General features: G+C 73.5%; 14 protein-coding genes, 1 tRNA gene and 1 pseudogene. 7 read left to right on the forward strand and 9 right to left on the reverse strand.

What is annotated here, in order from left to right; translation table 11 throughout:
* Positions 1 to 121: 121 nt before the first annotated feature.
* From murI to rdgB, 4 genes are read left to right on the forward strand one after another with little or no spacing between them, the layout of a single operon-like run.
* Entirely contained in the window at positions 122 to 934 is an 813-nt protein-coding gene (murI, locus tag E1266_RS29370; RefSeq protein WP_243719030.1) for a glutamate racemase, read from the forward strand.
* Between the two features lie 30 nt (positions 935 to 964).
* Complete coding sequence (locus tag E1266_RS29375) at positions 965 to 1714, forward strand: MBL fold metallo-hydrolase (RefSeq protein ID WP_132052528.1); 750 nt, start codon at positions 965 to 967, stop codon at positions 1712 to 1714.
* 20 nt (positions 1715 to 1734) lie between these two features.
* Positions 1735 to 2469 (forward strand): ribonuclease PH, encoded by a 735-nt coding sequence (gene rph, locus E1266_RS29380; protein WP_132052530.1) that lies wholly within the window; start codon positions 1735 to 1737, stop codon positions 2467 to 2469.
* A complete protein-coding gene (gene rdgB, locus E1266_RS29385; RefSeq protein WP_132052532.1) occupies positions 2466 to 3074 on the forward strand; it encodes an RdgB/HAM1 family non-canonical purine NTP pyrophosphatase in 609 nt (202 codons plus the stop codon). Before rph ends, rdgB begins: the two co-directional genes overlap by 4 nt.
* Here the strand turns inward: rdgB and E1266_RS29390 are convergent.
* From E1266_RS29390 to E1266_RS29405, 4 genes are all read right to left on the reverse strand, one after another.
* The gene (locus tag E1266_RS29390) at positions 3071 to 4012 is read right to left on the reverse strand and encodes an anti-sigma factor RsbA family regulatory protein (protein ID WP_243719031.1); all 942 of its coding nucleotides are present in this window, start codon (positions 4010 to 4012) and stop codon (positions 3071 to 3073) included. The two genes, rdgB and E1266_RS29390, sit on opposite strands and share 4 nt — an antisense overlap.
* A gap of 5 nt (positions 4013 to 4017) precedes the next feature.
* The gene (locus E1266_RS29395; RefSeq protein WP_132052535.1) at positions 4018 to 4932 is read right to left on the reverse strand and encodes an MEDS domain-containing protein; all 915 of its coding nucleotides are present in this window, start codon (positions 4930 to 4932) and stop codon (positions 4018 to 4020) included.
* A gap of 31 nt (positions 4933 to 4963) precedes the next feature.
* On the reverse strand, positions 4964 to 6019 hold the full coding sequence (locus tag E1266_RS29400; protein WP_132052537.1) for a sensor histidine kinase: 1056 nt from the start codon (positions 6017 to 6019) through the stop codon (positions 4964 to 4966).
* A 134-nt stretch (positions 6020 to 6153) separates the two neighbouring features.
* On the reverse strand, positions 6154 to 6825 hold the full coding sequence (locus tag E1266_RS29405; RefSeq protein ID WP_132052539.1) for a TetR family transcriptional regulator: 672 nt from the start codon (positions 6823 to 6825) through the stop codon (positions 6154 to 6156).
* 75 nt (positions 6826 to 6900) lie between these two features.
* Between E1266_RS29405 and E1266_RS29410 the strand changes: the two genes are divergently transcribed.
* Positions 6901 to 8514: an MFS transporter gene (locus E1266_RS29410; RefSeq protein ID WP_132052541.1), complete on the forward strand. Its 1614-nt coding sequence runs from the start codon at positions 6901 to 6903 to the stop codon at positions 8512 to 8514.
* Positions 8477 to 8561, forward strand: a tRNA-Leu gene (locus tag E1266_RS29415). The genes E1266_RS29410 and E1266_RS29415 overlap by 38 nt, the downstream gene beginning before the upstream one ends.
* Positions 8562 to 8619: 58 nt before the next feature.
* Here E1266_RS29415 and bcp read toward each other — a convergent pair.
* A complete protein-coding gene (gene bcp / locus E1266_RS29420) occupies positions 8620 to 9087 on the reverse strand; it encodes a thioredoxin-dependent thiol peroxidase (protein ID WP_132052543.1) in 468 nt (155 codons plus the stop codon).
* A gap of 140 nt (positions 9088 to 9227) precedes the next feature.
* On the opposite strand from bcp, the gene E1266_RS29425 reads away from it, so the two are divergent.
* Positions 9228 to 9536, forward strand: coding sequence for a DUF3618 domain-containing protein (locus tag E1266_RS29425; RefSeq protein WP_132052545.1), 309 nt, complete (start codon positions 9228 to 9230; stop codon positions 9534 to 9536).
* On the opposite strand, the gene E1266_RS29430 is transcribed toward E1266_RS29425, so the two are convergent.
* The 4 genes and pseudogenes from E1266_RS29430 to E1266_RS29445 all read right to left on the reverse strand — a co-directional run.
* Positions 9487 to 9786 carry a zf-HC2 domain-containing protein gene (locus tag E1266_RS29430; RefSeq protein WP_207945983.1) on the reverse strand — a complete coding sequence of 100 codons (300 nt, stop codon included), beginning with the start codon at positions 9784 to 9786 and terminating at the stop codon, positions 9487 to 9489. The genes E1266_RS29425 and E1266_RS29430 overlap by 50 nt on opposite strands.
* A 52-nt stretch (positions 9787 to 9838) precedes the next feature.
* Complete coding sequence (locus E1266_RS29435) at positions 9839 to 11107, reverse strand: glycoside hydrolase family 4 (protein WP_132052547.1); 1269 nt, start codon at positions 11105 to 11107, stop codon at positions 9839 to 9841.
* Positions 11104 to 11778: an SIMPL domain-containing protein gene (locus E1266_RS29440; RefSeq protein ID WP_132052549.1), complete on the reverse strand. Its 675-nt coding sequence runs from the start codon at positions 11776 to 11778 to the stop codon at positions 11104 to 11106. The genes E1266_RS29435 and E1266_RS29440 overlap by 4 nt, the downstream gene beginning before the upstream one ends.
* A 239-nt stretch (positions 11779 to 12017) precedes the next feature.
* Positions 12018 to 12273 (reverse strand): annotated as a pseudogene (locus E1266_RS29445) (amino acid deaminase/aldolase); the annotation flags it as partial.

The following is a 12273-nucleotide window of genomic DNA, read 5'->3' on the forward strand; positions in this document are numbered from 1 at the left end:
CGCCAGCACCGGCTCGGTCTCCGAGGCCGAGATGCTGCCCATGCCCTGGAAGAACACGGCGGCGTACTCGGGGTTGGCGCCGAGGAACTCGTAGGCGCCCATGCCCCTCAGCTTCGGCAGGTTGGCCATCGGGGTCTTCGACAGCGGTTTCGGCGGGCTCACCGTGGCCCGCGCGATCCTCGACCAGCTGCCGAACGAGCCGATCAGCTACCTCGGCGACTCGGCGCGGCAGCCGTACGGGCCGCGGCCCATCGCGGAGGTCCGCGCCTACGCCCTGGAGATGCTCGACCGGCTCGTCGCCGAGGGCGTGAAGCTGCTGGTCATCGCCTGCAACAGCGCCAGCTCGGCGATGCTGCGCGACGCCCGGGAACGGTACGACGTCCCGGTGGTCGAGGTGATCAACCCGGCCACCCGCCGCGCGGCCCGCGCCACGTCCAACGGCCGGGTGGGGCTGATCGCCACAGAGGCGACGGTGAACAGCCGCGCCTACGAGGACGCGTTCGCCGCCGCGCCGCACATCGAGCTCGTCAGCGCCGCCTGCCCCCGCTTCGTCGAGTTCGTCGAGGCGGGCGTGACGATGGGCCCGGAGCTGCTGGAGGCGGCCCGCGGCTACCTCCGGCCGATCGTGGCCGCAGGGTGCGACACCCTCATCCTGGGCTGCACGCACTACCCACTGCTGGCAGGTGTCATCTCGTATGTCGTCGGCGACGGGGTCACACTGGTGTCAAGTGCCGACGAGACCGCCAAGGACGTGTATCGCGTGCTGCACGATCGGGGGCTTGCCCGCGCCGAGGCGACGCCGCGGCCGCGGCACCGGTTCCGCGCCACCGGCGACCCCGGCGTGTTCGCCGAGCTCGGCCGCCGGTTCCTCGGCCCGGAGATCGGCTCGGTGGAGACCGTGGAGACCACGCCGGGCACGGCGCTGACGACCTGATTCCTCGGGAATCCAAAGGAGGAGTTGAGCGTGCGGGTCACTGTGATCGGCTGCTCCGGCAGTTTCCCGGGGCCGGACAGCCCCGCGTCCAGCTACCTGATCGAGGCGGACGGCTACGCGCTGGTGCTCGACCTCGGCAACGGCGCGCTCGGGTCCCTGCAGCGGTTCCGCTCGCTGTACGAGATCGACGCCGTGTGCATCTCGCACCTGCACGCCGACCACTGCCTCGACCTGTGCGGGTACTGGGTCGCGCGCACCTACCGGCCGGGCGGCCCGCCGCCGCCCATCCCGGTGTACGGCCCCGCCGACACCGCGGCGCGGATGGCGCGGGCCTACGACCTCGATCCCGTCCCGGGCATGAGCGGCACCTTCGACTTCCGCACCCTGCGCCGCGGCACCCAGGAGATCGGACCGTTCCGGGTGACGGCCGCGCTGATGCCGCACCCGGTCGAGGCGTACGCGTTCCGCATCGAGCACAACGGCAGGACGCTCGCGTACTCGGGCGACACCGGGGCGTCCGACGACCTGGTCGAGATCGCCTCCGGCGCCGACCTGTTCCTGTGCGAGGCGTCCTTCCTGGACGGGCCGGGCCTGCCGTCTGAGCTGCACCTGACCGCCCGCGAGGCCGGGGAGCACGCCGCCCGCGCCGAGGTCGGGCGGCTCGTCCTCACCCACCTGGTGCCGTGGAACGACGCGGACCTCTCGCTCAAGGAGGCCAAGGCCAGTCCCTACGGCGGCGACATCGAGCTGGCCCGCGTGGGCGCCCGGTACACCCTCTGAGGCCCACTAGGGTTGGGGCCATGCCTCGCCCCGATGACCGTGCGCCCGACCAGCTCCGTCCCGTCCGCATCCAGCGCGGATGGCTCGACCACGCGGAGGGGTCGGTGCTGATCGAGTTCGGCGCGACCCGGGTGCTGTGCGCGGCGTCCGTGCAGGACTCGGTGCCCCGGTGGCGCCGCGACAGCGGCCTCGGCTGGGTCACCGCCGAGTACGCGATGCTGCCCCGCGCCACCAACACCCGCAACGACCGCGAGTCCGTCAAGGGGCGGATCGGCGGGCGCACCCACGAGATCTCCCGGCTGATCGGCCGCTCCGTCCGGGCCTGCCTCGACTTCAAGGCGCTCGGGGAGAACACCGTCCAGCTCGACTGCGACGTCCTCCAGGCGGACGGCGGCACGCGCACCGCCGCGATCACCGGCGCGTACGTGGCGCTGGCCGACGCGGTGAGCTGGATGCGCGAGCGCAAGCTGCTGAAGGGCGACCCGCTCATCGCCTCGGTGTCGGCGATCAGCGTCGGCGTCGTGGACGGGGAGCCCCGCCTCGACCTCTGCTACGAGGAGGACTCCGCCGCCGGCACCGACATGAACGTGGTGTGCACCGGCGACGGGCGGTTCGTCGAGGTGCAGGGCACCGCCGAGGGCACCCCGTTCGACCGCTCCGAGCTGGACGCGCTGCTCGACCTCGCGGCGGGCGGCTGCGCCGAGCTGACCCGGCTCCAGGCCGAGGCCCTCGGCGCGGGGGCCCAAGCCCGATGAGCAGGATCGTCCTCGCGAGCCACAACCGGGGCAAGGTCGCCGAGCTGCGGCGGATCCTCGGCGGCCTCGACATCGTCGGCCTGGACGAGTTCCCCGGCGCCCCGGACGTGGCCGAGACCGAGCTGACGTTCGAGGGCAACGCGCTGCTCAAGGCCCGCGCGATCGCCGCGTTCACCGGCCTGCCCGCGGTCGCGGACGACTCCGGCCTGTGCGTGGACGCGCTGAACGGCATGCCCGGCGTACTGTCGGCCCGCTGGTCGGGACGGTTCGGCGCGGCCGGTGGAGACCGCGACCTCGCCAATCTCCAGCTGCTGATCGACCAGGTCGCCGACGTGGCCGATGAGCAGCGGGGCGCGGCGTTCGTCTGCGCGGCCGTCCTGGTCGTCCCCGGCGGCGCCGAGCACTGCGTCGAGGGGCGGATGCGCGGCGCGCTGCTCCGCGAGCCGCGCGGCACCGGCGGCTTCGGCTACGACCCGATCTTCGTCCCGGACGGCGAGACCCGCACGACCGCGGAGATGGCCCCGCACGAGAAGGACGCCATCAGCCACCGCGGCAAGGCGTTCCGCGACCTTGCCGACATCGTCGCCGCCGCCGGCCTGCCCTAGGCCCCGGCGGGCTCCGGGGCGCTGCGGGAGACGCTCAGCCGGACGAAGGTGCCGTCCCAGCCCGCCTGGATCTCCACCAGGTCGACCAGGAGGCGGACGGTCCACAGCCCGAAGCCGCGCTGGAGGGCGGTGTCCGGCGGGATGAACCCCGTCAGCGGGCTGGGGGGCGGGCGCCAGAAGCCGTTGTCGCCGATCTCGCAGACGACGTCGTCGCCGTCCCGCCAGATCCACAGGCCGGCCGGGGGCGTGCCGTGCTGCAGCGCGTTCGCCGCGACCTCGTTCGCGGCCGTGACGAGGTTCTGCGCCGGCCGCTTCGGGAGGCCGTGCCGGGCGGCGCGCTCGCCGACGAACACCCGCAGGACGTGCAGGTCGGCGCCGCCGACGGGGAGGTACTCGGCGTCGCGGGGACGGCCGGTGCGCGGGCCGCGGTCGCAGGCCGTCCCGAACGTCACCGGGTCGACGTACTCGTGGTTCAGGTCCTCGTGCCCGGACGAGAGCAGCAGGGGGTGCGTCCGTTTCGCCTCCGCGACGACGCGGGGCGGCAGCGTGGCGGTGTCGTACGGGCACAGCGCACGCGCGCCGGAACTCGCGAACACCACGTTGATGAGTGACTCGTACCGGATCCACTCCAGCGTCTGCCGCTCGTCCCAGCCCTGCCAGACGGGTTCGGCCAGCGCGCACACACGGCGCGGCGCGCTCTGCTTCACGACGTTCTGGTAGTCGCGCAGGGTGCGGACGGGATGCCGGTAGAACTTCGCCGAGTCGACGAACGTGATCGGCTGGCCGGGCCCGGCGAAGACGTCCCTGAGCGCGGTCAGGTTCGGTTCGGGGACGACGGCGATGACGCTCTGGCCGCTCGCCAGCCCGTCCTTCAGATAGGGCACGGTGACCGACAGGAAGTCGTCGGTGCCGCGGTACAGGAAAGCCCTGTGCTCCATGGCCATCAGGTGATCCCCTCCGGGTCCGGGGAGGTGCGCCGGCCGCCGCGGACGAGGCCGGGGAGCCGGTGCCAGCCGACCATCTCGATGACGTTCTCCACGTCGGGCGCCAGGTGGTCGAGGACCAGCGGCTCGCCGGCGGGCAGCCCGGTGGCGTGCCGGGCCAGCAGGTGCAGGCCGCCGAGGTCGATGAAGCCGAGCCTGGACAGGTCGAGGTGGACGCGGCGGCGGTCGGTGCTCACCTGGGCGAGCTTCTCGGCGAACACCGAGTGCCGCGCCGCGTCCAGCTCGCCCTCGAGCCGCAGGCCGTCGGGTTCGAACGTGCGCACTATCTTCAGGATCCCGTCGTCGTATTCGGGGTTCACTTCCACGAGGACCTCGTGTGTGTCACGGAGGGCGGCGAGTTCGTCCGGCCGGAGCGCGTGCCTGTCGATCTGGCAGATCGCCATCGCCATCGTGCTCGGCGACACCGCGTCGCCGACGCGGTGCTCGCACCCCAGCATGCGGGTCAGGTCGGGCGGCCCGGGCGGCTTCAGCAGCCAGCTGTAGTCGGTGGTGAGGCGGACGGCGCGGAAGCCCTCGTCGAACGCCTTGTCGACCTCGCGGCCGAGCGTGTCCAGCATCATGGCGGGCTCGAACTCGCCCCGTCGGTCCAGGCAGGCGTCCCGCCGCGAGATCACCCGCAGCTGCCCCGCCCGGCTGTAGGCGTCCACGTCGATCCCGTGCCGGGGACCGATACCGGGCAGGCGGTGGGCCGGGGCGTCGGTGACGTAGACGACCTTCTCGGTGGTCCGGAGGCCCTCCCGCACGAAGGTCCCGATGACCTCGTCGCGCTCCTCGGAACCGCTGTAGGCCAGCCAGCCGTGATCGCCCGGCCGGACTTCTCCGACGGGACGTTCGGCGAACCAGGGTGTCTCCATGGCCTGCCCATCGAGATCGGTGGTGTGTGCATCAGCGTACGCCGCTCGGAGGGTTTTGGAAGCCCAACGCACGGAAGCCCTCACTCTCCGTCCGGGGTCCGGCGCCGGCCGCGCCGGGGAGCGCGAGCCTGAGCCGGACGGTGCTGCCGCCCTCTCCCGTCCTGATCTGGACGGCCGCGCACAGGAGCCGTACGGCCCACAGCCCGAACCGGCTCCCGGACGCGGTGCCTCCGGGACGCGGCGGGATGAGCCCGTAGCCGGTCCCGGGCGCCCACCGGCCCTCGTCGGCGACCTCGCAGACGAGGGCCGGTGCGGCGCCCGGCTCCGTCCACATGCGCAGGACGATGGGCGGTTCGCCGTGCCGCATCGCGTTGGTCACGACCTCGGTCACCGCGACCAGGAGGCGCTGGAGGTCCTCGTCGGGAAGCGCCGTCTGGCGGGCGTACTCGGTGACGTAGGCGCGCAGCCAGTACAGGTCGGCCTTGTCGAGCTGAAGCTCATCGGCGTCCGGCGGCGGCGCGGGCAGCGGCTCGCGGTCGCACTGCGCGCAGTACGACCAGGGGTCGACGAAACCGGGGTTCGGCACGGCCCGCCCGCCGCGCACGGTCTCCGGGTGGGTCTTGCGGGCCGCCGCGACGATGCCCGCCGGCAGCGACGCCGAGTACGGGCACATGAGCGCGGCGCCGGTGTCGCGGAACGCGACGTTGAGGACGGCCTCGATCCGCTGCCACTCGACGACCTCCGGCGGGGGCCGCGACGTCCACGCCGGCTCGCCGAGCACGCGCAGCCGGCGTCCCCGCCCGGTGGCGTCGTCGGCCGCGCTCAGGCAGTCGGCCAGCGTCCGCGCGGGGTGGCGGTACCAGTCGCGCGGTTCGTGGAACTCGACGCCGGAGTCGGCGGGGCCGAGGGCGTCGCGCAGCAGCATCTCCTGCCCCGTCCCGCAGACGGCGACGACGCGGTCGCCCGCGGCGAGCCCGTCCGCCAGGAAGGGGAGGGCGCCGTCGAGGAACCGGTCCGCCCCGTCGTAGGGCAGCAGGCGGTGCGTGAAGGACGTGTTCACGACGTTCCCCGGCGAACTCGTGATCATGGCGTCACCGACCGTGCCGACGGGTGGACCCATCAAGCCTAGGCCGCCTGCGGCGGCCCTGCCGAGGGCGCTTTTCAGAATAATGCGGCCGAACTCATGGGCCTTTGTCCGCAATCCCGGCGCGGACCCGTCCGTTACCCGGGGCGCCCGCGCGCCCGCCGGCCCGCCGGGGCGCCGGGCCGGGGCCGGGACCGGCGCGGCGGCCCGTACAGCACCGCGCGCAGACCGGGCGCGAGCCGCGCGACCAATTCATCGCGCGGCATCGACGCGACCGGTTCCACGCCGAGGAGATGGCGCGTGAAGATGACGCCGGCGAGCTGCGCGCCGAACACGCCCGCCCGGCCCCGGACGTCGGCGGTCACCGCGCCCGTGCCGGCGAGGTGGTCGGCGATGCGGCCGACCAGCTCGTCCTGGACGATCTCCTGCAGCAGCCGTCCGAGCTCGGGCTCCTGCGCCGCCGCCCGCACCATGAGCACGAGCGGGCGGCCGCCCTCGGGGTCGTCCCACGCGGTGAGCAGCGCGCGCAGGACGCGTTCGGGCAGCGTCGCGGGGTCGCCGGGGAGCGCGCCCGCGAGCACCTCCGGCGGGTTGGCGACCAGGCCCAGCACCGCGCCGAACAGCCCCTTCTTCGATCCGAAGAAGTAGCTGATCAGCGCGGCGTCGACGCCCGCCTCGGCGGCGATGGAGCGCATCGTGACGGGCCCGTAGCCGTCGGACAGGAACCGGCGGCGGGCCACCGCGAGGATCTCCCGCCGGGTGTCCGGGCTCCCGCGCCGCCGCCCGCGCGAGGCCCCCGACTTATTCATCACAGTTGAAATATAGCCGGTGCGGCGGCCAGGTTCGAGGTGGCCGAAGAGAGAAGACGCACTAGGAGGCTCGCCATGGCCGCCGTCACTCCGGAGGGGCGGACCGCGCACCGCGCGGTCCTGCCCACCGTGATGCTCTCCCTCGCCACGGTGGTGTCCGCCGTGGCGTCCCTCAACACCGCCGTCCCGTCCATCGCCCGCGACACCGGCGCCGGGCAGACGGAACTGGCGTGGATCATCGACGCGTACGCGCTCGTCTTCGCGGCGCTGCTGCTGCTCGGCGGCGCCATCGGCGACCGCTACGGGCGCCGCCGCGCCCTCACCGCCGGGCTCGTCGTCTTCGGCGCGGGCTCGGCCGCCGCCGCGCTGGTCAGCGACCCGAACTGGCTGATCGCGATGCGCGGCGTGCTCGGCGTCGGCGCCGCCCTCGTCATGCCCGCCACGCTGTCCACGATCACCTCGACGTTCGCCGCGGAGGCGCGCACCCGGGCGGTCGGCATGTGGGCGGGCGTCGCCGGGGCGAGCGCCGTCTTCGGGCTGCTCGCCTCGGGCACGCTGCTGGAGTTCTGGTCATGGCGCTCGGTGTTCGTGCTGAACGTCGTGCTGGCGGCGGCCGCGCTCGTCGCGACGCTCGCGGCCGTCCCCGAGTCCGCCGAGCCGGACGCGCCGAAGCTGGACCTCACCGGTGCCGCCATCACCGTCGCGGGGCTGGGCCTGCTCGTCTACTCGATCATCGAGGCGCCCGTCGCGGGCTGGGCGAGCGTCCGGACCCTCGCGGGCCTCGCCGCGGGCGTCCTCGTCCTCGCCGGCTTCGTCGCCTGGGAGCTGCGGCGGCCGCACCCGCTGCTGGACCCGCGGCTCTTCCGCATCCGGCCGTTCTCCGCCGGGACGCTGTCGATCACGCTGCAGTTCTTCGCCTTCTTCGGGTTCATCTTCATCGTCCTGCAGTACCTGCAGCTGGTGAAGGGCGACAGCGCGCTGGTCGGCGCGCTGAGCCTCGTGCCGATGGCGCTCGCGATGATGCCGTCCGCCCGGGTCGTCGCGCCCCGGCTGGCCGCCCGGTTCGGCCCGCCCCGCGTCATCACCGCCGGGCTGCTGCTGGTGAGCGCGGCGCTGCTGGTCTTCTCCCTGCTCGACGAGACCAGCGGCTACTGGCTCCTGCTGGCGGGCCTGCTCCCGCTCGGCGTCGGCATGGGCCTCGCGATGACCCCCGCCACGGCCGCGATCATCGACGCGCTGCCCCGCGACAAGCAGGGCGTCGGGTCGGCGGTGAACGACCTGGCCAGGGAGCTCGGCGGGGCGCTCGGCATCGCCGTCCTCGGCAGCGTCCTCCAGTCCGGCTACCGCGCGGACCTGGCCCTGGAGGGCGTGCCGGCGCCCGTCGCCGAGCAGGCGAAGGAGTCCCTCGCGATGGCGCTGCGGGCCGGGCCCGGGATCGCGGCGGAGGCCCGGACGGCGTTCGCCGCGGGCGTCCAGTCGGCGATGCTGACCGCCGCGATCGCGCTCGCCGGCACCGCCGTCGCGGTGGCCGCGCTGTCCCGCGGCCGCCGTGCCCGGACGGCGTTCGCTGCCGCACCTCCCGCGAACGGCGACCACCCACACCCCGCGGACCGAGCCGCTAAGCTGAACGCGCCTCCGGTGGGAGGCGCAGGCGGGCGTGGCGAAACCAGGTATACGCGGCAGGTTTAGGTCCTGTTGGTGGAGACACCGTGGGGGTTCGAATCCCCCCGCCCGCACACCCTCCACCTGCGAAGACCGGCCCGCCACTCGGGCCGGTCCCTTCGCGTCTCCGGTTCAGATCCCGAGGTCGCGGCGGAGGCGGTCCACGTGGCCGGTGGCCTTCACGTTGTAGTACGCCTTCTCGATCTTGCCGTCGGCGTCGATGAGGAACGTGGACCGGATCACGCCGACGACGACCTTGCCGTACAGCTTCTTCTCCCCGTACGCGCCGTACGCCTTCAGGACCTCGGCGTCCGGGTCGGAGAGCAGCGGGAAGGTCAGGCCCTCCTTCTCCCGGAACTTCGCGAGCTTGGCGGGCTTGTCGGGGGAGACGCCCACGACCGTGACGCCCGCGGCGTCGAGGTCGCCGAGGCTGCCCTCGAAGTCGACCGACTCCTTGGTGCAGCCGGGGGTCATGGCCGCCGGGTAGAAGTACAGGATCACGCGCTTGCCGCGCAGCGCGGCCAGCGACACCGGGGACCCGTCGGCGTCGGGAAGCTCGAACTCGGGGGCGACGTCGCCCGGCTGCAGCCGCTCGGACACCCTGTCCCGCCTTTCGCTCGGATGGTGCCTCCAACCGTACCGGGCCGGGGGTGCGGCGGGCGTTCCGGGGGAAGACCTGCGAGACTGTCCGGATCATGCTTCGCTGGTCACGGTTTCGCCCCACACGATAAGGACACGGCATGGACGACAGGCCCAGCGACCCGGAGGCGCTGGAAAGGTACATAGAGCGCAACGTCCAGGAGCTCGCACGCACGGTCGACGAGATCGCCGACCGGACGAATCCGAAGAACGTCGCGCGGCGGGGCGCCGACCGGCTGAAAGAGGAGGCGGGTCAGGTCGCCAAGGCCGTCGGCGCGATGATCGGCGCGCCCGCGGACGACGACCCGGAGCGCGGCGGGGTCGACAAGCGCGTGGTGCTGGCGGGCGTCGGCGCCGCCGTCACCGTGGCCGCCCTGGTCCTCTGGAGCCGTAGGCGCAGGCGCCGTTGAGGCCGTTCAGGGAGGCGCCGGTCCGCGGTCTGCGGCCGGCGCCTCTTCGCGTGACGGGGCCGTGGCCGGGCGGCTGCGGGACGCTGCGGGCGAGCAGCTCGGCCACGTCGCGCAGCTCGGCGAGTTCCGCGCGGCAGGACGGGCAGTCGCGCAGATGCGCCGACAGCTCGTCGGCCTCGTCGCCGGGCAGTCGTCCGAGGGCGTAGACGCCGAGGCCGATGCGGTACTCCCCGCAGTCCGTTCCTCCCACACCATTGGGTACGGGTCAGGGGCGCCCCCCGTTCAGGCGGACGAGGTCACGGTCAGGTGAATTGCGGCAGGTGGTCGCGGTGAGCGGCGAGCCCCTCGTCCAGTATCTTCTCCGCGGTGTGCTTGCCGCGCACGAACGGGTGCGCCATGAGGGCCTGCAGGGCGGTCCGGCGGTCGCCGGTGACGGCCGCCTCGGACGCGAGCCGCTCGTAGGCGTGGATCGCCTGGGTGAGCCCGCGCACCGGCCCGGGGAGCGGGCCCATCGTCAGCGGGACCGGCCCGGCGCGCCCGACGAGCGAGGGGACCTCGACGATCGCGTCGGCGTCCAGCGAGGAGATCGCGCCGTTGTTGCGCGTGTTGACGATCATCCGGCGGCCCTCGTCGCGGTGCAGGGCGCAGATGACGTCCACGGCGAACTCGCCGTGCTCCCCGCCGCCGCGCTCGCGGGACGGGTCGGGGTCGGCCTTCCGCGACTCGGCGGCGACCTGCTCGTAGTAGGCGGGGAGCATCGCGAGGATGTCCTGCGCGCGGGTCGTGCCCTTCGCGCGCAACTCCTCGACCACGTCGTCGTGGAAGAAGTAGTACTTGGCGTAGGAGTTCGGCAGGAACCCGAGCGTCTTGGCGAGTTCGGCCATGCGGGACGGGTCGCGCCACGGCGTCGCACCGCCGCCCGGGATCTCCAGTTCGTCCAGCAGCGCCGGCAGGTCGAGCTCGCGGCCGTCGAGCCGGAGCCGCTGCGCCCACGTGGCGTGGTTGAGTCCGATCCAGTCGGCCTCCAGCCCCTCGAACGGCAGGCCCAGCAGGTCGGCCCACATCTCGGTGTCCCCGATGGCCTGGTCGCACAGCCCGATGACGTGCGCCCCGGTGGTGCGGGCGACGGCGTCGGTGACGATGTTCGTCGGGTTGGTGTAGTTGACGATCCAGGCGTCCGGCGCGGCGGCCGCGATCTCCAGCAGGACGGGCACGGAGCGCAGCGCCATCAGGAACCCGCCGGGCCCGGCGGTCTCCTGCCCGACGACGCCGTGCCTGAGCGGGATCGACTCGTCCAGATGGCGCGCCGCGAGCCCGCCCGGACGGAACGTCGTGAACACGTACGACGCGCCGTCCAGCGCGGCCTTGAGGTCGGTGTGCGCGGAGACCGCGATGCCGGCGCCCCTGGCGGAGAACATGGCGCGGGCCAGCCGCGTCATGGTCACCAGCTGCCCGGTGTCGATGTCGTGGCAGGCCAGCTCGGTGCCCGCCAGGTCATCGGCGCGGTGCAGGATCCCGCGGATCACGCCCGGCATGTAGCCGCTGCCGGCCCCGATGATCGCGATCTTCACCGGGGCTCCAGGTCGGGCGGCGACACGGTGAACCGGGCCTCGACCGCGGCCCGGACGACCTGCTTCGCGGGCTCCAGGTCGATCGGCTCGGGCTCCTCGGGCGCCCCGGCGGACCGCCCGTACGCGGCGGCCAGCGTGACCGGGCCGCCCGCGTCCTGGGCCCTGCCGAGCCCCTCGTCCGACAGCTCGACGAGCCCGGTGAGCCGGGACCCGAGCGCCTCGGCGTACCGGCGCGCCCGCTCGACGGCCTCGTGGGCGGCCTGCCGCGCGGCCCGCGCGTAGACCTCGCTGTCCCGCCGCAGCATCCAATCGGGCCCGTCCACGTAGGTGCGCTCCATGTCGCCCAGCCGGGTGACGAGCTCCCCGAGCACCCCGAAGTCCGCGACGACGACCTTGATCTGCACGGTCCCCCGATAAGCGCGGACGTCGCCTTCGCGCCGCTTGTACTTCAGCAGCGGCACGATCGACAGCCCGCCCGTCTCCAGCTTCTCGACGGCGTCCCCGTACGACCTGACCAGCTCAAGGCACTGCCGGTTGCGCTCGGTCAGCCGGTCGAGCGCGTCCCGCCGGTCGGACTCCTGCGACTGGACATGCACCACCACCCGCGCGATCTCCGGCTCGACCTCCAACACGGCCTCACCACGAACACTGATCAAGGGAGCATCGCTCATCCCCCCAACCTACGTCCCCACCGACCCCTGCAGCGCCCCCGGATCGTCGCCGGACCCGCCCACGTGAATGATCACCCCACGGGTCGGGCGGCCGGAGCGAGTGCAGCGAGCGCAGGTCGCACGACCCGCCGAGCCGGGCGACCGCAGCGACACCGCACGCCCCGCACGGTCGAGGCAGACCGTAAGAGTGGCGTGAGGATCGACCGGCTCGGCGCGGGGGTCGAAGGGGGTCGCCCCCTTCAAAGAAACGTGCGGCCCTCGCCCCTATACGTCGGGACGGTGCCCACTACCTTGTCGTCTTCGATCAGGTGGAGGGTGTCGAAGCGTTCGCAGAGTTCGCCGGCCTTGGTGTGGCGGAACCAGACGCGGTCGCCGATGGCGAGGAGGTCGGCGGAGCGGCCGAGGAGGGGGGTCTGCACTTCGCCGGCGCCCTCGTTGGGGTCGTAGACGAGGCCGGTCGGCAGGTAGGGCTGGGGGAGGCGGACGGTGTCGGCG

The organism is Actinomadura sp. 7K534, from assembly GCF_004348575.1.
Lineage (GTDB): Bacteria > Actinomycetota > Actinomycetes > Streptosporangiales > Streptosporangiaceae > Spirillospora > Spirillospora livida.

Excerpts from the sequence above, each read along its gene's own strand:
- rph (WP_132052530.1), top strand. The coding sequence starts at position 1,735 with ATGCCTCGCCCCGATGACCGTGCGCCCGACCAGCTCCGTCCCGTCCGC.
- rdgB (WP_132052532.1), top strand. The coding sequence starts at position 2,466 with ATGAGCAGGATCGTCCTCGCGAGCCACAACCGGGGCAAGGTCGCCGAG.
- E1266_RS29390 (WP_243719031.1), bottom strand. The coding sequence starts at position 4,012 with ATGGAGCACAGGGCTTTCCTGTACCGCGGCACCGACGACTTCCTGTCG.
- E1266_RS29395 (WP_132052535.1), bottom strand. The coding sequence starts at position 4,932 with ATGGAGACACCCTGGTTCGCCGAACGTCCCGTCGGAGAAGTCCGGCCG.
- E1266_RS29400 (WP_132052537.1), bottom strand. The coding sequence starts at position 6,019 with ATGATCACGAGTTCGCCGGGGAACGTCGTGAACACGTCCTTCACGCAC.
- E1266_RS29405 (WP_132052539.1), bottom strand. The coding sequence starts at position 6,825 with ATGAATAAGTCGGGGGCCTCGCGCGGGCGGCGGCGCGGGAGCCCGGAC.
- E1266_RS29410 (WP_132052541.1), top strand. The coding sequence starts at position 6,901 with ATGGCCGCCGTCACTCCGGAGGGGCGGACCGCGCACCGCGCGGTCCTG.
- E1266_RS29425 (WP_132052545.1), top strand. The coding sequence starts at position 9,228 with ATGGACGACAGGCCCAGCGACCCGGAGGCGCTGGAAAGGTACATAGAG.
- E1266_RS29440 (WP_132052549.1), bottom strand. The coding sequence starts at position 11,778 with ATGAGCGATGCTCCCTTGATCAGTGTTCGTGGTGAGGCCGTGTTGGAG.